Origin of the sequence: Arthrobacter sp. zg-Y20 (genome assembly GCF_030142075.1) — a bacterium.
GTDB lineage: Bacteria > Actinomycetota > Actinomycetes > Actinomycetales > Micrococcaceae > Arthrobacter_B.
In genome coordinates, this window is record NZ_CP126241.1 from 1,981,156 (window position 1) to 2,000,284 (window position 19,129).

The 19,129-nt window shown below is 67.0% G+C and carries 21 protein-coding genes and 1 pseudogene; 17 read left to right on the forward strand and 5 right to left on the reverse strand.

All coding sequences use genetic code 11. From position 1 onward, the window contains the following. Positions 1 to 22 precede the first annotated feature (22 nt). Positions 23 to 2,107 carry a S9 family peptidase gene (locus QNO06_RS09475; RefSeq protein ID WP_227911405.1) on the forward strand — a complete coding sequence of 695 codons (2,085 nt, stop codon included), beginning with the start codon at positions 23 to 25 and terminating at the stop codon, positions 2,105 to 2,107. 28 nt (positions 2,108 to 2,135) lie between these two features. Here the strand turns inward: QNO06_RS09475 and QNO06_RS09480 are convergent, their stop codons facing one another. Next, positions 2,136 to 2,720 carry a peptide deformylase gene (locus QNO06_RS09480; protein ID WP_227911587.1) on the reverse strand — a complete coding sequence of 195 codons (585 nt, stop codon included), beginning with the start codon at positions 2,718 to 2,720 and terminating at the stop codon, positions 2,136 to 2,138. Positions 2,721 to 2,829: 109 nt separating this feature from the next. On the opposite strand from QNO06_RS09480, the gene QNO06_RS09485 reads away from it, so the two are divergent. Further along, positions 2,830 to 3,396 carry an SOUL family heme-binding protein gene (locus QNO06_RS09485; RefSeq protein WP_227911406.1) on the forward strand — a complete coding sequence of 189 codons (567 nt, stop codon included), beginning with the start codon at positions 2,830 to 2,832 and terminating at the stop codon, positions 3,394 to 3,396. Between the two features lie 220 nt (positions 3,397 to 3,616). Here QNO06_RS09485 and QNO06_RS09490 read toward each other — a convergent pair whose 3' ends face one another. After that, a complete protein-coding gene (locus QNO06_RS09490; protein ID WP_227911407.1) occupies positions 3,617 to 3,919 on the reverse strand; it encodes a DUF4193 domain-containing protein in 303 nt (100 codons plus the stop codon). An 837-nt stretch (positions 3,920 to 4,756) separates the two neighbouring features. On the opposite strand from QNO06_RS09490, the gene QNO06_RS09495 reads away from it, so the two are divergent. Further along, entirely contained in the window at positions 4,757 to 5,125 is a 369-nt protein-coding gene (locus QNO06_RS09495) for a hypothetical protein (protein WP_227911408.1), read from the forward strand. Here QNO06_RS09495 and QNO06_RS09500 read toward each other — a convergent pair. Continuing rightward, positions 5,122 to 6,006 carry an alpha/beta fold hydrolase gene (locus QNO06_RS09500; protein ID WP_227911409.1) on the reverse strand — a complete coding sequence of 295 codons (885 nt, stop codon included), beginning with the start codon at positions 6,004 to 6,006 and terminating at the stop codon, positions 5,122 to 5,124. The two genes, QNO06_RS09495 and QNO06_RS09500, sit on opposite strands and share 4 nt — an antisense overlap. An 85-nt stretch (positions 6,007 to 6,091) precedes the next feature. Here QNO06_RS09500 and QNO06_RS09505 point away from each other — a divergent pair, with 85 nt between their 5' ends. Continuing rightward, complete coding sequence (locus QNO06_RS09505; protein WP_227911410.1) at positions 6,092 to 6,562, forward strand: MarR family winged helix-turn-helix transcriptional regulator; 471 nt, start codon at positions 6,092 to 6,094, stop codon at positions 6,560 to 6,562. Beyond that, positions 6,559 to 7,122: a GNAT family N-acetyltransferase gene (locus QNO06_RS09510; protein ID WP_227911411.1), complete on the forward strand. Its 564-nt coding sequence runs from the start codon at positions 6,559 to 6,561 to the stop codon at positions 7,120 to 7,122. The genes QNO06_RS09505 and QNO06_RS09510 overlap by 4 nt, the downstream gene beginning before the upstream one ends. A 24-nt stretch (positions 7,123 to 7,146) precedes the next feature. Here QNO06_RS09510 and QNO06_RS09515 read toward each other — a convergent pair whose 3' ends face one another. Beyond that, the gene (locus QNO06_RS09515) at positions 7,147 to 7,983 is read right to left on the reverse strand and encodes a class I SAM-dependent methyltransferase (RefSeq protein ID WP_227911412.1); all 837 of its coding nucleotides are present in this window, start codon (positions 7,981 to 7,983) and stop codon (positions 7,147 to 7,149) included. Positions 7,984 to 8,147: 164 nt separating this feature from the next. On the opposite strand from QNO06_RS09515, the gene QNO06_RS09520 reads away from it, so the two are divergent. The 10 genes and pseudogenes from QNO06_RS09520 to QNO06_RS09565 all read left to right on the forward strand — a co-directional run bounded on the left by QNO06_RS09520 (position 8,148) and on the right by QNO06_RS09565 (position 16,303). Next, complete coding sequence (locus tag QNO06_RS09520; protein ID WP_227911413.1) at positions 8,148 to 8,591, forward strand: YciI family protein; 444 nt, start codon at positions 8,148 to 8,150, stop codon at positions 8,589 to 8,591. Beyond that, positions 8,549 to 9,843: pseudogene (locus tag QNO06_RS09525) on the forward strand (RNA polymerase sigma factor). Before QNO06_RS09520 ends, QNO06_RS09525 begins: the two are co-directional and overlap by 43 nt. Positions 9,844 to 9,918: 75 nt before the next feature. Beyond that, entirely contained in the window at positions 9,919 to 11,592 is a 1,674-nt protein-coding gene (locus tag QNO06_RS09530) for a glycoside hydrolase family 13 protein (protein ID WP_227911414.1), read from the forward strand. Positions 11,593 to 11,685: 93 nt separating this feature from the next. Beyond that, complete coding sequence (locus QNO06_RS09535) at positions 11,686 to 12,033, forward strand: UBP-type zinc finger domain-containing protein (RefSeq protein ID WP_227911415.1); 348 nt, start codon at positions 11,686 to 11,688, stop codon at positions 12,031 to 12,033. Between the two features lie 43 nt (positions 12,034 to 12,076). Further along, the gene (locus QNO06_RS09540) at positions 12,077 to 12,862 is read left to right on the forward strand and encodes an SDR family oxidoreductase (RefSeq protein ID WP_227911416.1); all 786 of its coding nucleotides are present in this window, start codon (positions 12,077 to 12,079) and stop codon (positions 12,860 to 12,862) included. A 173-nt stretch (positions 12,863 to 13,035) separates the two neighbouring features. Continuing rightward, positions 13,036 to 14,181, forward strand: coding sequence for an ABC transporter permease (locus tag QNO06_RS09545; RefSeq protein WP_227911417.1), 1,146 nt, complete (start codon positions 13,036 to 13,038; stop codon positions 14,179 to 14,181). Next, a complete protein-coding gene (locus QNO06_RS09550; RefSeq protein WP_227911418.1) occupies positions 14,178 to 14,882 on the forward strand; it encodes an ABC transporter ATP-binding protein in 705 nt (234 codons plus the stop codon). The genes QNO06_RS09545 and QNO06_RS09550 overlap by 4 nt, the downstream gene beginning before the upstream one ends. Positions 14,883 to 14,905: 23 nt before the next feature. Further along, positions 14,906 to 15,511, forward strand: coding sequence for a TetR/AcrR family transcriptional regulator (locus QNO06_RS09555; protein WP_227911419.1), 606 nt, complete (start codon positions 14,906 to 14,908; stop codon positions 15,509 to 15,511). Further along, entirely contained in the window at positions 15,508 to 15,957 is a 450-nt protein-coding gene (locus tag QNO06_RS09560) for a DUF3054 domain-containing protein (protein ID WP_227911420.1), read from the forward strand. The genes QNO06_RS09555 and QNO06_RS09560 overlap by 4 nt, the downstream gene beginning before the upstream one ends. Positions 15,958 to 16,021: 64 nt before the next feature. Next, positions 16,022 to 16,303 (forward strand): Lrp/AsnC family transcriptional regulator, encoded by a 282-nt coding sequence (locus tag QNO06_RS09565; protein WP_227911421.1) that lies wholly within the window; start codon positions 16,022 to 16,024, stop codon positions 16,301 to 16,303. A gap of 63 nt (positions 16,304 to 16,366) precedes the next feature. On the opposite strand, the gene trpD is transcribed toward QNO06_RS09565, so the two are convergent. Continuing rightward, entirely contained in the window at positions 16,367 to 17,413 is a 1,047-nt protein-coding gene (trpD, locus tag QNO06_RS09570) for an anthranilate phosphoribosyltransferase (protein ID WP_227911422.1), read from the reverse strand. A 159-nt stretch (positions 17,414 to 17,572) separates the two neighbouring features. On the opposite strand from trpD, the gene ctaE reads away from it, so the two are divergent. Both ctaE and qcrC read left to right on the forward strand, forming a co-directional pair. Further along, on the forward strand, positions 17,573 to 18,211 hold the full coding sequence (gene ctaE, locus QNO06_RS09575; protein ID WP_227911423.1) for an aa3-type cytochrome oxidase subunit III: 639 nt from the start codon (positions 17,573 to 17,575) through the stop codon (positions 18,209 to 18,211). Positions 18,212 to 18,291: 80 nt separating this feature from the next. Next, on the forward strand, positions 18,292 to 19,092 hold the full coding sequence (gene qcrC / locus QNO06_RS09580) for a cytochrome bc1 complex diheme cytochrome c subunit (protein WP_227911424.1): 801 nt from the start codon (positions 18,292 to 18,294) through the stop codon (positions 19,090 to 19,092). Positions 19,093 to 19,129 lie beyond the last annotated feature (37 nt).

The following is a 19,129-nucleotide window of genomic DNA, read 5'->3' on the forward strand; positions in this document are numbered from 1 at the left end:
AGGGAACATTAGGCTTCCACTCGTGAAACCATGTGACCTGCCTCTCCTTAATTCACTGTCCGCTCCCGCCCTGCACCCTGACGCCCTGCACTGCGTGGTGTCCGTGACCCGGCCCGACTTCGCCGCTGATGCCTATACCGGCCAGCTGTGGCGGGTCCCGCTGACGCCGGGCGGGGCGCCGCGCCGGCTCACCCGGGGCTTCCGCGACACCGTCCCGAAGTACAGTCCGGACGGCAGTGTCCTGGGGTTCCTCCGTGCAGCACCGGGGGAGCCGGCCCAGTTGTACGTGCTGGGTGCCGGCAGCGGGGAACCGGTGCAGCTGACCGATGCCGCCCTGGGCGTCAGCTGGTTCGCGTTCTCGCCGGACGGGGTCCGCGCGGTGTTTTCCGCCCGGGTGCCGGAAGCGGGCCGGTACGGCACTGTTGAGGGCGTGGCCGCCGGTGCCGAGGATCCCCGGCTGATCACTACCTTCAAATACCGGATGAACGGCGTGGGCTACACGCAGGACAAACCCGTCCAGGCCTTCCTCGTGGACCTGCCCGATCTGGATGCGGAACCGTACATTCCGCCCCGGGGACGGAGCCGGGAAGCCCGGGCCGGGGAAGACCGCGAAGAGGACCTCGGCGAGGACCTCGGCGAGGACGGCGGCAGCCGCGGGCTGCCCGAGGCGGTGCAGCTGACCACCGGAGCCACCGACCACCTGCAGCCCGTGTTCAGCGCCGACGGGAGCCGGATCCTGTTCACTGCCGCCCGGGACGATGAGACCCTGGTGGCGGATGCCTACAGCATCAGCCCTGACGGAACCGGCCTCACGAAGCTGACCAATTTGGGCGGCGGCAGCCCGCTGGCCGTGTCCGACCCGGTGCAAAGCGCCAACGGGCACTGGCTGTTCTACCTCGGGCAGGAAGTATCGGAGTCAGGCACCGAGTTCGTGGCCCGGAACACCTCGCTGTACGCCGCGCCGGCAGCAGACCCGTCCGCGGTGCGCCGGCTGACGGATCCGGAAACCGTGGACCTGGCCGAGGGCACCGTGGTTCCGCACAACAGTGCCGAAGCCCTGGTCTTTAACCGGTCCCGGGGCACAGGCGAGCTGCTGTCCGTGGATCCCCGCGGCGGGGTGCACACCATGGTGGAGGGCCCGCGGGTTGTCACCGCAGCCGGCTCGGCGGGCGGCACCGTGGTGGCCTGCTATACGGATCCGCAGACCGCCGGTGACCTGGCCGTCGTCGACGACGACGGGCTGCGGCGGCTTACCGACTTCTCGGCGGCCCTGCGCCGGCATGCTCCGCTGACTATTCCGGCGGAGGAAACCCATTCCTCATCCGACGGCTATCCGGTCCATGGCTGGGTGGCGCTGCCGGAGGCGCCCGGTCCCCACCCGGTACTGCTGAACATTCACGGCGGACCGTTTGCGCAGTATGGGTGGGGCTGCTTCGATGAAACGCAGATTTACACGGAGGCCGGCTACGCCGTGCTGATGTGCAATCCGCGCGGCTCCGCCGGGTACGGGCAGGACCATGGACGCAGCATCAAAGCGGATATGGGCACCCTCGATTTGGCCGATGTGCTGGCCTTCCTGGACGGCGCCCTGGCCGGGCACCCGGAACTGGACGGCACCCGGGTGGGCATCATGGGCGGCTCCTACGGCGGCTACCTCACGGCCTGGACCATCGCGCACGACCACCGCTTCACCGCTGCCGTGGTGGAGCGAGGTTTCCTGGATCCGCTCTCCTTCACCGGCTCAGCGGACATTGGGTGGTTCTTCAGCGCCGGTTACACGGGCACCGATCCCGGGCACGTCCTGGAGCAGAGTCCGATGGCCCACGTGGACGCCGTCCGGACCCCCACGTTCGTGGTCCACTCCGAGGAGGACCTGCGGTGTCCCGTGGAGCAGGCCCAGCGCTACTACACGGCGCTGAAGCTGCGCGGCGTGCCCACCGAGTTGCTGCTGTTCCCGGGCGAAAACCACGAACTATCACGCAGCGGCACCCCCTGGCACCGCCGCCGCCGGTTCGAGCATCTGCTGCGCTGGTGGGCGCGCTGGTTGCCCACGGCACAGAATCCCGCACCGCAGAACGCCCGACAGCCGGAGCCGGCCGGCGCCTAGGCAGCAGGGAACCCGCAGCGGGGCCGGGTCAGAAGCCCAGGACCCGCTGGGCCTCGTCGATGTCCGGCGCGGCCCAGCGCCGGGCGTATTCGGTGTTGCTGCACAACGAGCGGGTGAGCACCTTGTCCACGTACACCGTCCCGTAGAGATGGTCCGTCTCGTGCTGGACAATCCGCGCCTGCCAGCCGCTGAACCGTTCCATGTGCTGGCGGGACTGCGGGTCGGTGTAGTCCAGCACCACGGACGCATGCCGGCGCACCACGCCCTGGTACCCCTCGAAGGACAAGCAGCCCTCGAAGAATTCGGCGCTGTCGTCGCCGTCGGCTTCGTAGCGGGGATTGATGATGGTGAAGAACGGCAACGGCAGGCGTTCGCGTACCGCTGCAGCTTCGGCGCCGACGTCGTAGGTGTCTTCCAGTACCGCGATCTGCAACGGGATGCCCAACTGGGGCGCGGCCAGGCCCACACCTGGCGCAGCATGCATCACCCGCCGCATCAGCGCGATCAGCGCTTCCAGCTCCTCGGCGTCCAGCTCACCGTCAAAGGGCAGCGCCGCACGGCGCAGGGCGGGGTGGCCCAGTTGGACAATCGGTACAAGCTCCTGCTCCAGCATCGGAAGGACCAGGTCACGCAGCAGGGCGGAGGATTCGGTGGGCACGGATTCATCCTAATGGCCGCTACGCTGTTGGTGCGCCGCGCCGAAGAGTAGCGTCTGGGCCATCATGACTGAGCAGCAGCCCTACACCGTGCTGGGACGGTATCCAGGATTCGAGTTGCGCCACTATCCGGCGCACGTGCTGGCCCAGGTCACTGTGAACGCGGGATTCGAGGGGGCCGGCAACACCGGTTTCCGCTACCTGTACCGGTACATCAGCGGCCGGAACTCCTCCCGGGCGGGACTGGACCCCTATCCGCCGGGCGAAGTGCAGTTCAGCGAAAACCTGGCGATGACAGCCCCGGTGCTCCTGGAGCCGAGCCCCATCGCGGGAGCCTTTACGGTGGCTTTTGTCCTCCCTGGGGACCTGACCGCCCTCACCGCCCCGGTGCCGGAAGATCCCGCTGTGAGCATTGTGGCGGTACCGGGACAAACGGGGGCGGCGGCCGCCTTCTCCGGACGCTGGAATGAAGCCAACTACCAAGCCCATTTGGCCGCCTTGCAGGCCGCCGTCGGGGCAGAGGGGTTCAGCCTGCTGGGAAATCCGCGTTTTGCGCGGTTCGACCCGCCCTACCGGCCCTGGTTCCTGCGCCGCAACGAGGTGGTTCAGGACGTGGAGGGACCGGGGGACTGACGCGGCAGCGGGTGGATCCCGGGCAGGGCGGCGCCTGTTCCGGTCATGCGTCCGGGTCCGCCAGGTCCTGTTCTGCGGATGACAGCGCCCGGGACGACGGCGGGAGGGCGGCATGGAGGGAGGAGGTCACCCGTGGATTGTATGCGCCGGCGGGGGAGAGCCAAACAAAAAGCCGGGTCCCGCCTCAACGGCGGAACCCGGCTGTGCTGCGGGGCAGGAGTTAGCCTTCGCAGTCCACGCAGTAAGCCTCGCCGTTCTTTTCGCGGGCAATCTGCGAACGGTGGCGTACGAGGAAGCAGGACATGCAGGTGAACTCGTCTGCCTGCGGGGGAACTACCTTGATGAGCAGTTCCTCGCCGGACAGGTCTGCGCCGGGAAGGTCAAAACCATCAATGGCGTCTGACTCTTCGACATCGATGACAGCCGTCATCGCTCCGCCGCGCTGCTGAGCTTTCAGACCCTCCAGGGAGTCTGTGTGCTGGTCTTCTTCCTTGACGCGCGGGGCATCGTAATCGGTAGCCATTTTGTTGTGCTTATCTCCTGATTTGGGGGGGTTGAAGCGTAGATCATATAGGGCAACGAAAGTCGCTGCACCAAACCGTACAGGCGTGGCGGCCGTTCGTTGACGAAATAGGCGGCGAAAGTGACCAACGTCCCGTTCTCCCGTAGTGCCGGCGGTAGTTCCTTCGGCAGGACCGCCGGTACCCGGGTAATCCGGGGACCCCGGGCGCGCAGTGCAGCACGGGGGACGGGCACGGGGGACGGGCACGGGGGACGGGCACGGGGGACGGGCACGGGGGACGGGCACAGGGGACGGGCACGGGGGACGGGCACAGGGGACGGGCACAGGGGAATGGCACGGCCCAGCGCTGCACGCAACGGTTATGTCAACTTGATGAACCGCGGCGGCGGGCCTGCGGGGGAGTTATGTCAACTCACCATGAACCTGTACGGGAAACGTCCGGGGACCGGAAATTGTCCAACCAGGTCAGCGGATTTTGGCCCGGCCGCCCGGGTACGCCAACACGCCGGAGGAAACCGGCCCGGCATGCTGCAGCCCCGCACAGCGGCGCAAAACGAGTCGTCCGCTGCAAAAAGCATTCCCAAAGGTCTCCGGGAGGCAGAAACGTCCAAAACCGGGGGATTTGTGCTGATTTGAGTACCGAATCGGCATATAACCCGGAAAAGCGATATTAGTGCTTCTGGCCACTTCCGACGCGTACCGCAAAGTGCCGATAATCCACATTATGTCAACTAGCGTTTAGAAGGGGGTCCCCCGGACCCGCCCGAAGCCCTCATCTCCGGGGGCAGCCGCAGCATGTAGGCTTCCGGCAAACACCCGGCGTTCAAGGGAGGCATCATGGGCGCGCATCGCTGGTTTCCCGTTGCCGCAGCCGTCAGCACTCTCGTAGTGTCCCTGGCCGGCTGCGGCGCGGGCGCTTCCGGATCCGACGGCGCTGGATCCGACGGCGCCGAATCCGAGAGCACCGGCGGAAGGCCCAGCCGGTGGTCCGTGAGCGTCATCGATCCCGGGCCCGGCGCCTATGAGCAGTGCCTTGAAGATCCGCGCGTTGAGGAGGCGTTTGTGTCCGCGGACTATCCAGCTTCGCACATGGGTGTGACCCTGACTGCTGACGCAACCGCAGACGATGCCGGGCGGATTGCCGACTGCCTGCAGCAGGCCCTGCCGTCCGCAGAAGTTTCGGTCGCCGGCCCGGGGTCCGGCTAGCCGTCCACGCCGGAGAGGAACTCCAGCAGCGCCGCCCCCAGGGCCTCGGGAGCCTCCTGGGCTGCATAGTGCCCAACGCCATCCAGCTGCACAGCCGTGAAAGATCCGGTGGCCAGCGGTGCGAAGGTCTGTTCGGTGAACGGCCCGCCGCCGGCACCCACGGCCAGCACCGGCATCGCAAGGGGCCGCGACGCCGCCAGGGCCTTGATTTCCGCCCCTTCCGAAAGCATGGAGCGGTAGAGGCCCGCGGCGCCGTTCCAGCCGCCCGGACGGGAGTACGTGCGGGCAAACTCAGCAATATCCGTGCTGGTCACGGCGCCTTCCACTGCCGTCATGGACGGATAGGCCCAGGCGGCCAGCAGGTCCATTTCCCTGCCGGTCAGCAGCAAGTCCGGTATTCCGGGGGCGGCAAGCATGCCGATATGCCAGGAACCGCCATGGGCGACATCGGCCAGGGCTTCGAGTCCAAACCCGGCCAGCCCGGCCTCCACCGCCGTAAAACTTGCCACTGCCTCGGGGTGTACGGCGGCAAGACGGAACGCCGCTCCCCCGCTGATGTCCTGCGCCAGTAGATGTACCGGCCCGACGCCCAGGGCACGCAGGAATTCATGGAGTGTTTCCGCCACGGCTCTGCTGTCGAGGCCCGTGTCCGGAACTGCAGCGGAATCCCCGAAGCCCGGCAGGTCCACGGCAAACACCCGGTGGCTGCGGGCCAGCACGGGGATCAATGTGCGGAACGCCCACCAGCTTTCCGGGAAACCGTGCAGCAGCAGGACCGGTGATCCTTCCCGTCCGGCGGAGACGTAATGGAGGCGAATTTCGCCGGCCTGGGCGGTGGCATGGCGGGCGCCGGGGATGGTGGCGGCTGGACTCATGTTCATGGCGCGTCCTCCAATAGACAACCGAGTTGTCCACCATCGTAAGACAATCGGGTTGTCTAATCCATAGTCCGCGTATGCTGTTTTCGTGAATCGGACCGGTGCGGACCTTGCTTTGCTGCTGCTCGCTGCCTACCGGCAGCTGGTGGAGGACGCGACCGCCGAGCTGGCGGCCCGCGGCTATGCCGACATCCGGCCGGTGCATGATTTTGCCTTGCGCGCCATTGACGCCGGAGCCGACACCGCCTCTGAACTCGGGCGCGCGACGGCGGTGACGAAGCAGGCGGCCGCCAAGACCATCGCGGTGCTGCTGGAACGCGGTTACGCGGAACGCCGCACGGATGAACAGGATGCCCGGCGCAAGCGGCTAACCGTCACTCCCCTGGGCCACCGGATGCTTAGGGAAGGCGAAGCAGTATTTGACGGCCTCCGCGCTGCATGGGCAAGTCGGATCGGCGCACCCGAACTAGGGCAGCTCGAACGGGACCTGGGCGTGCTGACAGGCGATTCCCGCATCTCACTCGGGTACCCGGGATGGGCCTCAGGGGCCGGCGAATGACGGTGGCCTTTTCCTGGCTCGACTCCCCCGGCAGCCTTTCCCCTGCCATGCGCCGCCAGCTGCTGCACTGCTGGACGGACGTCAGCAACGCAGGCGGCGCCGTCGGCTTCCCGCTGCTGCCGGTGGGTACCGGCGACGTCGAGCCGGCGCTGGCAGCGCTCGTTGCCGCCCTCGCACCCGAAGGCCCCCGGCTGCTGATTGCGCAAGAACACGGCGTGCTGGCCGGGTGGTTGGTCCTCACCGTTAACCCGGGCACCCTGACCAGCCACTGGGCCCGCGTAACCCGGGTACAGAGCGCGCTGGCGGCACGTGGCCGGGGCATCGGCTCCGCACTGATGCAGGAAGCCGCCCGATACGCCCGTGAGGAACTGCGGCTGGACGAACTGATCCTCGAGGTTCGCGGCGGCATGGGGCTGGAGTCCTTTTATTCGGGCCTGGGCTGGGTCGAGTACGGCCGCCGGCCCCGGGCCCTGCGGCTGGCCGCAGACGACTTCCGTGACGAGGTCCTGATGCGCCTGCCGCTGCCCGCCGGCGAAGGCTTGGCCGCGGCCCCCGCCTGAGTCCCCTCCTCCGGGCGGCCAGCGTCAGGACCGCCTAGCAGTCACCAGCAGATACTCCCAGTCCATGGCCATACCGCCTGCCTGGGTGCTGTACCTCTGCACCAGGGCCAGCAGCTTCTGATCCAGTGCGCCCGCCCGGTCCGGATTGCGCGCAAGGAATTCGTACACCGCAATAATTGGTCCGTAATGTGCCTTAAGGAACCCCAGGAAGTCCTCCGGCGTGGCAAACCGGTCAATGAGCACGGTTCGGCGTTCGGCGCGGAACTCCCTCACCCGCCCTTCCAAGAGGGACTCGACGTGCTCCCGGTTTCCCCACAATTGCGGTGACTGCGTTCCCGGCGGCGGCGCCGGCGAGTAGGGCTTCAGAGCGGCGAACATGCTGCCGACGAATCCTTCCGGAGTCCAGTTGATCAGCCCGATGCGTCCCCCCGACCGGCACACACGGACGAGTTCGGCGGCAGCCAGGCGATGATGCGGGGCGAACATCACGCCTGCACAGGAAATCACCGCGTCGTAGGAGGCGTCGGCATACGGGAGATGCTCGGCGTCCGCCATGGACCAGGTCAGCCGGACGGACCGGGCCAGCGCCAGGCGCTTACCGGAATTCAGCAGCTCAGGCGTCAGGTCCGAAGCGGTGACATCGGCTCCCGTCTCCGCTGCCGGGATTGCCGCATTCCCGGTCCCCGCCGCGATGTCCAGGACCCGGTCGCTGCCCCGGATGCCGGCGGCCCGGACGAGGACGGGCCCCAGGGGCGAAATGGTTTCGGCGGCAACGGCCGCGTAATCCCCCAGCGACCAGATGGCCCTGAGCCGTGCCTTGATCGCCCGGTCCGCGCCGGCATCGTCAGGAAGCTCGTCCATATCCTCACGTCCTTGGTTTCGGAACCGAACGCCGCGGTACTGCGGAACAGATATTTTTCCGCGGCTGTCGATATCTCCGCCGCTTGTTCGACGCCATAGTAGAAGACGCAACACCGCGTCCTCACAGTTGCAGGAACAGCAACGCATAGAAGAAGGAGTCCACCATGAAGTACATGCTCATTATGCGGTCCACCGACGCGGGCGTGCAGGCCTACAAGGATGTCCCCTTCGAGGAAGTCATTAACCGGATGGGCGCCTATAACGAGTCAATGATCAACGCAGGGGTATTGCTGGCCGGCGAAGGCCTGGCCGAGATTTCCACCGACAGCGGCTTTGTTGTGGACTTTTCCGAGGATCCGCCGCTGATCACAGACGGCCCCTACGGGGAAACCCATGAGCTGTTCAACGGGTTCTGGATCATCTCCGCCGCCTCCCGCGAAGAAGCGGCGGAGTGGGCCAGCCGCTGCCCGCTTGGACCGGGATCGAAGCTGGAAGTGCGGCGGGTAACGGAGGCTGCGGACTTCGCAGATTTCGCCGACAACGAGTACATCCGGAAGGAAGAAGGATGGCGCAGGGACGAGGAGAAGCTGCGCACGGAGCACCGGTAGCAGCCGGTCCCGGGCAGGCAGCGGCAATCCGGCGCCGCCTCGACGCGCTGTGGCGCATCGAAGGTGCCCGGATTGTTGCTGCCCTGGCGCGTGCCACCGGGGACGTGGGCCTGGCCGAGGACGCGGCCCAGGAAGCGGTTGCCCAGGCACTGGAACAGTGGGGCACACGCGGCATTCCGCGGAACCCCGGCGCCTGGATTACGACGGCGGCCCGGCGGCGCGCCATCGACCGCTGGCGGCGGGAGGACCAGCTCGGCAACCGTTACGCGCAGTTGGCCCGCGCCCGGGAAGATGAAGCCGCCGTTGACTGGGATCCGCTCCCCGACGATGTGCTCCGGCTGCTGTTTACCGCCTGCCATCCCGTGCTTGCGCCTGAGGCCCAGGTAGCGCTGACCCTGCGGCTGGTGGGATCACTGCGCACGGAGGAAATCGCCCGGCTGTTCCTGGTACCCGTGGCCACCATGCAGCAGCGGATCCTCCGTGCCCGGAAGAGCCTGGCCGCCGCCCGGGTCCCGTTCGAAGTCCCGGAACCCAATGAGTGGGGTCCGCGGCTGCGGGGTGTGATGCATGTTGTCTACCTGATGTTCACGGAGGGGTATGCGGCAACGGCCGGTGAGACCTGGATCCGGCCGGACCTGGCTAACGAGGCACTGCGGATCGGACGGATCCTGGCCGGCCTGGTGCCCCGGGTCCCGGAGGTCCACGCGCTGGTGGCGCTGTTGGAGTTCCAAGCCTCCCGTTTCGCCGCCCGCACCGGGGCCGGCGGTGAGCCGGTGCTGCTGCCGGACCAGGACCGCACCAGGTGGGACCGGGCGCAGATTGAGCGGGGCCGCGCGTCGCTGGCCCGCGCGGACGCCCTGGCAGCAGCGGCCGGACGGTCCCGCGGGAGCTACGCACTGCAGGCAGCCATCGCGCAATGCCATGCCACCGCCGGGCGTGCCGACGAGACGGACTGGCCGGCCATCGTGGACCTCTATGAGGCGCTGGGCCGCATCAGCCCCGGCGACGTCGTCGAACTCAACCGTGCCGTAGCAGTGTCCATGGCGTCGGGGCCCGAGCCGGCCCTGGCCATTGTGGAGCGTCTGGACGCCCGGGGGCCCTGCGGGGATCCCATCTGCTGCCTAGCGTGCGCGGCGAGCTGCTCTCCCGGCTGGGCAGGGTCGAGGAGGCCAGGGCCGAATTCCGCGCCGCCGCGGAACTGGCGGAGAACCGGCATGAACGCCGGCTCCTGCTGCTCCGGGGGCAGGAGTAGAGTCCAACCACACGCGTTTCCCGCATTGCCCTTCCACAGTCTCTGCAAATCCACAGTCTCTGCCAAAGGATCACCTTGACCTCAAACCCGCAGCCCTTCCCATCCAACGCCGATCCCCTGACGGATCCGGACTGGTGGCGGCAGGCTGCGGTTTACCAGGTGTATCCGCGCAGCTTCTCGGACTCCAACGGTGACGGGCTGGGCGACCTGCAGGGCGTAACCGCCAAGGTGCCCTACCTTTCGGCCCTCGGCGTGGACGCCGTATGGCTCAGTCCCTTTTACCCCTCGGCGCTCGCCGACGGAGGTTACGACGTCGACGACTACCGTGATGTCGACCCGCGCCTGGGCACCTTGGCGCACTTCGACGACATGGCCGCTGCCCTGCACGGTGCCGGAATCAAGCTGATTGTGGACATTGTCCCCAATCATTCCTCCAACCGGCATGCCTGGTTCCGCGAAGCGCTGGACTCGCCCCGGGGTTCCGCGGCCCGGGAACGGTATATCTTCCGCGACGGCACCGGGCCCGACGGCGCCCAGCCGCCCTCGGACTGGCAGTCCGTGTTCGGCGGCAGCGCCTGGGAGCAGGTGCCGGACGGGCAGTGGTACCTGCACCTCTTCGCTCCGGAGCAGCCGGACTTCAACTGGGAGAACCGTGCGGTGAAGGACGAATTCCTGGCCACCCTGCGCTTCTGGTCCGACCGCGGGGTGGACGGCTTCCGGATTGACGTGGCGCATGCCCTGGCGAAGGACCTGAGCGAACCGCTGCCCTCCAGCGCGCTGCTCGCTGCCGAGGGCGACGGAACCGACGGCGCGCATCCGTTCTGGGACCGGAACGAGGTCCATGACATCTACACCGAGTGGCGCGCACTGTTCAATGAATACACTCCGCCGCGCACGGCGGTGGCCGAAGCCTGGGTCCATGCATCCCGCCGCGGCCGCTACGCCAGCCCCGCCGGCCTGGGCCAGGCATTCAACTTCGACCTGCTGCAGGCGGATTTCGACGCCGCCCGCTTCCGCACGGTCATCACCGACAATCTGGTCCAGGCGGCGGAAACCGGCGCGTCGTCCACCTGGGTCCTGTCCAACCACGACGTCGTGCGGCATGCCACGCGCTACGGATTGCCGGCAACGCCGGCGGACAGCGCCAAGGGCCAGGACGGCAAGGCATGGGTCCTGGCCGGCGGACCGGAAGAGCAGTTGGACCGGGCCGCGGGACTGCGCCGGGCCCGTGCGGCCACCCTCCTGATGCTGGCCCTGCCCGGCTCCGCCTATTTGTACCAGGGCGAAGAACTGGGCCTGCACGAGGTTGCTGCCATCCCCGACGCCGACCGCCAGGATCCCGCTTTCTTCCGCAACGCAGGGGTGGAAAAGGGCCGGGACGGCTGCCGGGTGCCGCTGCCCTGGACCCCGGAGGAGCCGTGCTTCGGCTTCGGCACCGGTGCACCCCACCTGCCCCAGCCGGAATGGTTTGGTCCCGCGGCCGTGTCGCTGCAGGACGCCGATACGGATTCCACGCTGAACTTCTACCGGCGGGCCCTGGAACTGCGCGGCAAGCGGCAGGGTGCCGAGGAACTTGCGTGGGTGCCCAGCGCTGCCTCCGTCCTGCACTTCACCCGGCCCGGCGGCTGGCAGAGCATCACCAACTTCGGTACCGCGGCCGTGGCCCTGCCCGCCGGCACGGTGCTGCACACCAGCGCGCCGCTCGAGGGCGGCCTGCTGCCGCCGGACACCACGGCCTGGCTCGGCTGACCGGCGGCTGCTTCCGGGGCCTGTCGGCGGGAAGGCGGGATGGCTACCGTGGAGGGTAGGCAAGAACAGCTACCCGTTGTAAGGAGATCCGCCATGGAGCCAATCCCCGGGATCAACGTTTCGGTTCCGCCCAGCGGCCCGGGCTGCGTGGAATGCACGCAGCAGCAGGGCTGGTGGTACCACCTGCGCCGCTGCACCGAATGCGGGCACATCGGCTGCTGCGACAATTCGCCGGGCCAGCACGCCACCGCGCACGAGCAGCAGACCGGGCACCAGATCATCCGCAGCTATGAGCCGGGCGAGGACTGGTTCTGGAACTACGCCGATTCCTCTGTTTTCGCCGGCCCCGAGCTGGCCCCGCCGGAGCACCACCCGTTCAACCAGTCGGTTCCCGGGCCGGCCAGCCGGGTGCCTCCGGACTGGCAGGAGCTGCTGCGCTGAACGCGTGGGCAGCACCGGGTGAGTCCGGGTTTACACTGTAAACATGACTAGAACCTACATCGTTACAGGATCCGCTTCCGGCATCGGAGCAGCCACCGCCAACCTGCTGAAGGAGGCCGGCAACAAAGTCATTGGCGTTGACCTCCGCAACGCCGACGTTGAAGGCGATCTCAGCACCCCCGAGGGCCGTTCCGCTGCCGTAGCCAAGGTCCTTGACCTTTCCGGCGGCACTGTCGACGCCGTGATCGCCTGCGCAGGCATCTCTGCCCCCGCCCCCATCACCGTGGCCGTGAACTTCTTCGGTGTTACCGACTTCCTCACCGCACTGGCACCCGTCCTGGCCAAGAGCAGCGCCCCGCGTGCCGCCGTCGTCAGCTCCATGGCGAGCCTGCAGCCCAACTCCCCCGAGCTGGTTGAGGCGCTGCTGGCCGGCAGCGAGGAGGAAGCGCTGCGGATCGGCAAGGAGCTCGCAGACAAGGGCCCCCAGACCGGCTACCTTAACTACCCGTCCAGCAAGCGCGCACTCAGCCGCTGGGTCCGCCGCGAAAGCATCACCCCGGCATTTGCCGGTGCCGGCATCCCGCTGAACGCCGTGGCCCCCGGCACCGTCCTGTCCGCCATGACCCGCGAGCTCCTGGCCACGCCCGAAAGCCGTGCCATGGTGGACGAAAACGTCCCCATGCCGCTGAACGGCCACTCCGAGCCCGAGGTCATTGCCCGGCTGCTCATCTGGCTGACGTCCGAGGAGAACACCCACACCACCGGCCAGACCATCTACACCGACGGCGGCGCCGACGCGACGCTGCGCGGCGACGACATCTGGTCCTAGTCCGCCCCCTGCCGCACCGCTGCGGCAAACACCTCCGGCGCCGGGTATCCCCCGGCGCCGGAGGTGTTTAACGGCAGCATTCGCGTCCCCCGGTGCTTTTCTGACATGATGTTGGCATGATGCCAACAGCCCGTCGGCATCATGCCCAGAAAAATACCACTCAAGGGGTACCGATGTTTTTAGCGTTGCGTGAACTGCGTTTCGCCCGGGCCAGATTCGGACTGATGGGCGGCGTCGTCGCCCTCATCGCCGTGCTAATGGTCCTGCTGTCCGGCTTGTCCTCCGGTCTCGTCAACGACGGCGTCTCCGGCCTGAAATCCATGCCGGCAACTGCGTTTGCCTTCAACGAGGGCACCAAGACCGACAATGCCTTCTCCCGCAGCGTGGTGGACGAACACCAGGCTGCAGTGTGGGCCGAACAGCCCGGCGTGGATGAAGCGGCCCTGATGGGCACTGCCATGATGAACGGCACCACCGGAAACGGCACCCAGGTGGATCTGGCCCTGTTCGGCATTGAACCCGACTCGTTCCTGGCCCCGCAGGTCGGCGAAGGCCGCGGCCTGTCCGCACCGGATGAAATCGTGGTCTCCTCCACCGCGGCAGATGCCGGCCTGAACATTGGTGACGTGGTGACCCTCGAACGCATCGGCGTCGAACTGACCGTGGTCGGCTACACGGACAGCCAGGCGACGTTCGGCCACGTTGACCTCGCTTACCTTCCGCTGGATACCTGGCAGTACCTGGCCAGCGGCCAGAGTGTTCCCGGAGCCCCCGCCAAGGCACAAATGGACGGCGTGAAATTCGACACTGCCAGCACGGTTGCCCTGAAGGCAGCCGACGGTGCGGACATCGACTTTGCGGCAGGAGACGACGCCGCCGGAACAGTCACGTCCACCCTGTCCGAATCCTTCAATGCTTCCCCCGGCTACTCCGCCGAAACCATGACCCTGCAGATGATCCAGGTGTTCCTCTACGCCATCTGCGCCCTGGTCGTTGGTGCTTTCTTCACGGTCTGGACCATCCAGCGCAAACACGAACTCGCAGTCCTGCGCGCCGTAGGCGCCTCCACCGGGTACCTGCTCCGTGACGGCCTGCTGCAGGCAACCATCATCTTGGTGGTCTCCACGGTTGTCGGCATCCTTGCCGGCCTCGCCATGGGCGCCGGGCTGAGCGGGACCGCCATGCCGTTCGCACTGGAACCCGCACCCATCGTGCTGGCCACGGTCCTGACCATCGTGCTGGGCCTGGCCGGCGCCGCCCTGGCTATTGTCCGCATTTCCCGCGTAGATCCCCTGGCTGCCCTTGGAGGACAACGATGAGCACCGCAACCACACAGCAGCAAAACTCCGGCACCCGAACCGGCGGCCTGCTGATCACCTCCGCGAACCTGGCGCTGGGCGACGGCGGCAGCACAGTCCAGGCCCTGGACAATGTTTCGCTGGCCGTCCGGCCCGGGGAAATGGTCGCCGTCGTCGGACCGTCCGGGGCTGGCAAATCCAGCCTCCTAGCGGTAGCCGGCGCCCTCACCGCGCCTGACACGGGCACCGTGCAGGTGAACGGCGTGGACCTCGCAACCCTCGGCAAGGCCGCCCGCGCCAGGTTCCGCCTGCGCGAAATCGGCTTTGTGTTCCAGTCGGGAAACCTGATTCCCGCACTGAACTCCGTCGAACAGCTGAAGCTGATGCAGAAACTGGCCGGCAGCAGCGACGGCCTGGACCCGATGGAACTGCTGGCCGGGGTGGGCATGGAACACAAGGCCAAGAGCCGGCCGGACCAGCTCTCCGGCGGGGAACGCCAGCGCGTGGGCATTGCCCGCTCACTGGTCAACCGGCCGTCCCTGCTGCTGGTGGACGAACCCACCGCAGCCCTGGACCGGGCCCGGAGCCAGGACGTGGTGGCCCTGCTGGCCCGGGAAACCCATGAGCGCGGCGTTGCTACAGTTATGGTGACGCACGATCACGACGTCCTGCACCATTGCGACCGCGTAGTCGAAATGGTGGACGGGCGTCTCTCAAGCTAAACCAGCACGAACAGGAGGGCCAGGTGCCCCGAATCTCTGCCCCCACGGTGGCCGAACACCGGGCGGCACAGCAGCGGGCGCTGCTGGATGCGGCGCGCACCCTCCTGGCCCGCACCGGCGAGGCCCCCAGCATGGCCGAAGTGGCCGCGCTGGCGGGCCTCGCCCGGCCCAGCGCCTACCAGTACTACAAGTCCCGCCAGGACCTCCTGCACGCACTGGTCCAGGACGTTTTTCCGCGCTGGACCCGGCGGGTGAGGGAAGCCATGGACGCTGAGCCGGACCCGGCGGACCGGATCATGGCCTATGTCCTGACCAACATCGCCCTCGTGGCCGAAGGTGAACACGCCGTGGGCAACGCCCTTGCCGCCGTCGCACCGGGCGAGGAACTGAACAACCAAAGCGCCATGATGCACCGCCAGCTGCTGACCCCGCTGGTGGAAACCCTGACCATGCTCGGCGTCCGGGATCCTCATGTGACCGCCGAACTGATAAACGCCATAGTCCATTCCTCCACCCGGCTGCTGGAATCGGGCACCGGCCGGGAAATCGTCGAGGGCCGGGTCCGCGAACTCCTTGGCCCGTACGTCCGCGAAAACCGCGCCACCGCCGCCCAGGAGGGCACCGCATGAGCAATACTGCACCGCATACGTCCGGCGGAAACGCTGCCGCCGCAAATTCCGCTGGTACTTCCACTGAAAAGACCATCCGGTCCTGGCCCTTGGTCCTCGCGGCGGACCTGGTCCTGATTGTTGTGTTCGCCGCCCTGGGCCGGCGCAGCCATGAGCACGGGCTGGCGCTTGCCGGCATCCTCGGCACGGCCCTGCCCTTTGCTGCCGCGTGCCTGCTCGGATGGGCTGCTGCGCGCGCCTGGCGCCGACCGGTCGCACTGTGGCCCTCCGGCGTCGTCATCTGGCTGGTTACGGTAGTTGCAGGCCTGGGCATCCGGGCACTAACCGGCGGCGGTACGGCCACCAGCTTCATGCTGGTTACCCTCGCTGTGCTGGCAGTGTTCCTGCTGGGCCAGCGGCTCCTCTGGCGCGCCGGTGCCCGCGTGCGTTCCCGGCGGATCCACTAGGCTCAAGGTTACGACCCGCGGGCGCACCGCGCGCCCGCACACCGCCGCAGGAAAGGCCCCCGCCATGATCACAGCTTTTGTACTCATCCAGACCGACTCGGCCCGGATCCCGGAATGCGCCGAGGAAATCTCGGAGATCGAAGGCATCAGCGAGGTCTACTCCGTCACCGGCGAATGCGACCTTATTGCCATTGCCCGTGTGCAGCGGCACGAGGACCTCGCCGACGCCATTGCCAACCGGCTGTCCAAGGTGGACGGGGTGATCGGAACCACCACGCAGATCGCGTTCCGGGCCTACTCCAAACACGACCTCGACGCCGCGTTCTCACTGGGCTTCGACAGCTAACATCCGGGCCTGTTCCCCGCCGGTCCCCCGCTTGTCCCCCGCCCGCCGAACCACGGCGCGGCCCTACTGCGTTGCCGCCACCCAGCGGTCCAGCGCGGTTTGGGCCGCGCCGCTGTCAATTGAGGCACAGGCGCGTTCCAGCCCGCGGGCCAGCCGGTGCAGCAGCGGGCCGTCTGCGTCTTCATCCAGTGCCACCAGGGCAGCTGCAGCGTTCAGCACCACCGCGTCGCGCACCGGCCCCTTGTCTCCGGCGAGCACACTGCGGACCACCGCTGCATTGGACGCAGCGTCACCGCCCCGCAGGTCCTCCAGCGTAGCCCGGCTGATCCCGAGATCCAGGGGATCCACCACTGACTCCTCCACGGCCCCGTTACGGACCTCCCAGACGGTCGAGATACCCGTGGTGGTCATCTCGTCCAGACCGTCCTGGCCGCGGAACACCAGGGCGCGCACGCCGCGCCGGGCCAATACTCCGGCCATCAGGGGTGCCAGCCGTGCATCGGCCACGCCGATCGCGGAGGCGCTGGGGCGGGACGGATTGGTCAGCGGACCCATGAAATTGAAGGCGGTGGCCACGCCCATCTCACGCCGCGGTACGGCGGCAAAGCGCATGGACGGATGGAAGACCTGCGCAAAGCAGAACGTGATGCCTGCTTCCACGGCGGCCCGCGCCACCCGGTCAACGGGAAGGTCAAGACGGACTCCCAGCGCCTCAATGACGTCGGCGGAACCGGACGCCGACGAGGCCGCCCGGTTGCCGTGCTTGACCACCTTGGCGCCCGCCCCTGCGCACACCAGCGCCGCCATGGAGGAAATGTTCACAGTGTTATGGCGGTCACCGCCGGTACCGACAATGTCCAGGGTCTCCCCCGGGATATCGATCGGCCGGGCGCTTGCCAGCATGGCCTCGACCAGCCCGGTGAGTTCGTCAACCGTCTCTCCCTTGGCGCGCAGTGCCACCAGGAACCCCGCAATCTGGGAGTCGGTGGCGTTGCCGGCCATGATCGCGGACATCGCCCAGCGGGTCTGCGCGGTAGTGAGGTGCCTGCCCTCGATCAGCGCCGTAATCAGGCCCGGCCAGGTGTATGTCGAACTCGGATTCGTAGTCACACCCCCTAGGTTATCTACGATTCGTAGAAATTGCTGATTTCTTTCTGAAGCTCCGATTCCGCGCCAATACAGGGATCCGGGGCTTCAGTGCGCGCCGGGGACGCGCCGTTGGCCCTGATCTGTTGGAGAAGTAGGCGGTTTTACCGCCATAATGTCTATGTGACAACAGCGACCCATGCCCCCAGTACCCCGGCTCACCCCACGCTGAACCGCCCCAATATGGTTTCCGTAGGAACCGTGGTGTGGCTCTCCAGTGAACTGATGTTCTTTGCTGCCCTGTTCGCCATGTACTTCACGCTTCGCTCCACCTCGAGCGAACTGTGGGCCATGGAGACGGAGAAGCTGAACGTCCCGTTCGCTTTCGTTAACACGGTGATCCTTGTTTCCAGTTCCTTCACCTGCCAGTTCGGCGTTTTCGCTGCAGAACGACTCCAGGCACGCCGCACCGGAGGGCTTCTGAAGCTTTCCCGCTGGGGCATGACCGAGTGGTTCCTGCTGACCTTCGTACTTGGAGCGATCTTCGTCTCCGTACAGGCTTTCGAATACGCGACGCTGGTTTCTGAAGGCGTATCCCTCTCGTCGAACTCTTACGGTTCCGCGTTCTACCTGACCACCGGTTTCCACGGCCTGCACGTGACCGGCGGCCTGATCGCGTTCCTCTTCATCATCGGCCGTGCCTACGCCGCCAAGCGCTTCGGACACTTCGAAGCAACCTCGGCGATCGTCACCTCGTACTACTGGCACTTCGTTGATGTGGTCTGGATTGCCCTGTTCGTCATCATCTACTTCCTCAAGTAACACTGCTTGAGGACCGCACCCAAGAAATACCTCAAAGTGGCACCTGTTTCCCAAAGACCACATAAGTTAGGAACTACGAAGTGAAGGCACTATCGCAAAGGCGGCGTCATCCCCTCGCAGCAGTAGCGCTGCTGCTGCTGGGACTCCTCGTTACGGGTGGTCTCTACGCCGTAGCCAACGGCGCCAACCAGGCCCAGGCCGCGACCACCACCTACACTGCCGATGACGTCAGCGAAGGCGAGAAGCTGTTCGTCGCCAACTGCGCAACGTGCCACGGCATCGAAGCCACCGGATCCGAGAACGGACCCTCCCTGGTGGGCGTCGGCGCTGCGTCGGTTGACTTCCAGGTCGGTACCGGCCGCATGCCGCTGGCCATGCAGGGCCCGCAGGCCCAGCAGAAGCCCGTCCAGTTCAATGAAGAGCAGACGGCAGACCTCGCCGCCTACGTCTCCAGCATCGGCGCCGGTCCCTCCGTTCCGGACTCCGAGTACCTGGAACCGGACACCAGCGACGAAGAGGCTGCCGCCAACGGCGGCGAGCTGTTCCGCGTCAACTGCGCCATGTGCCACAACGCTGCCGCCGCCGGCGGTGCGCTGACCCGCGGCAAGTTCGCTCCGTCCCTGGAGGGCGTCAGCGAGAAGCACATCTACGAGGCCATGGTCACCGGCCCGCAGAACATGCCTGTCTTCAACGACACGAACATCACGCCCGAAGACAAGCAGGACATCATCACGTTCCTGAAGAACATCGAGGCCAACGGCTCTCCCGGCGGAGCGCAGCTCGGCTCGCTGGGACCGGTTTCCGAAGGCCTGTTCATCTGGACCGCAGGTCTGGGAATCATCATCGCTTTCACTATTTGGTTGACCTCCCGGTCTTCCTAACCACCCGCCGCGCTCACCCCCACGGGTGACATCACAG

Coding starts and splice junctions, on each gene's coding strand:
- QNO06_RS09480 (WP_227911587.1), bottom strand. CDS start 2,720: ATGCTGGAGCAGGAGCTTGTACCGATTGTCCAACTGGGCCACCCCGCC.
- QNO06_RS09485 (WP_227911406.1), top strand. CDS start 2,830: ATGACTGAGCAGCAGCCCTACACCGTGCTGGGACGGTATCCAGGATTC.
- QNO06_RS09490 (WP_227911407.1), bottom strand. CDS start 3,919: ATGGCTACCGATTACGATGCCCCGCGCGTCAAGGAAGAAGACCAGCAC.
- QNO06_RS09495 (WP_227911408.1), top strand. CDS start 4,757: ATGGGCGCGCATCGCTGGTTTCCCGTTGCCGCAGCCGTCAGCACTCTC.
- QNO06_RS09500 (WP_227911409.1), bottom strand. CDS start 6,006: ATGAACATGAGTCCAGCCGCCACCATCCCCGGCGCCCGCCATGCCACC.
- QNO06_RS09510 (WP_227911411.1), top strand. CDS start 6,559: ATGACGGTGGCCTTTTCCTGGCTCGACTCCCCCGGCAGCCTTTCCCCT.
- QNO06_RS09515 (WP_227911412.1), bottom strand. CDS start 7,983: ATGGACGAGCTTCCTGACGATGCCGGCGCGGACCGGGCGATCAAGGCA.
- QNO06_RS09520 (WP_227911413.1), top strand. CDS start 8,148: ATGAAGTACATGCTCATTATGCGGTCCACCGACGCGGGCGTGCAGGCC.
- QNO06_RS09535 (WP_227911415.1), top strand. CDS start 11,686: ATGGAGCCAATCCCCGGGATCAACGTTTCGGTTCCGCCCAGCGGCCCG.
- QNO06_RS09540 (WP_227911416.1), top strand. CDS start 12,077: ATGACTAGAACCTACATCGTTACAGGATCCGCTTCCGGCATCGGAGCA.
- QNO06_RS09545 (WP_227911417.1), top strand. CDS start 13,036: ATGTTTTTAGCGTTGCGTGAACTGCGTTTCGCCCGGGCCAGATTCGGA.
- QNO06_RS09550 (WP_227911418.1), top strand. CDS start 14,178: ATGAGCACCGCAACCACACAGCAGCAAAACTCCGGCACCCGAACCGGC.
- QNO06_RS09560 (WP_227911420.1), top strand. CDS start 15,508: ATGAGCAATACTGCACCGCATACGTCCGGCGGAAACGCTGCCGCCGCA.
- QNO06_RS09565 (WP_227911421.1), top strand. CDS start 16,022: ATGATCACAGCTTTTGTACTCATCCAGACCGACTCGGCCCGGATCCCG.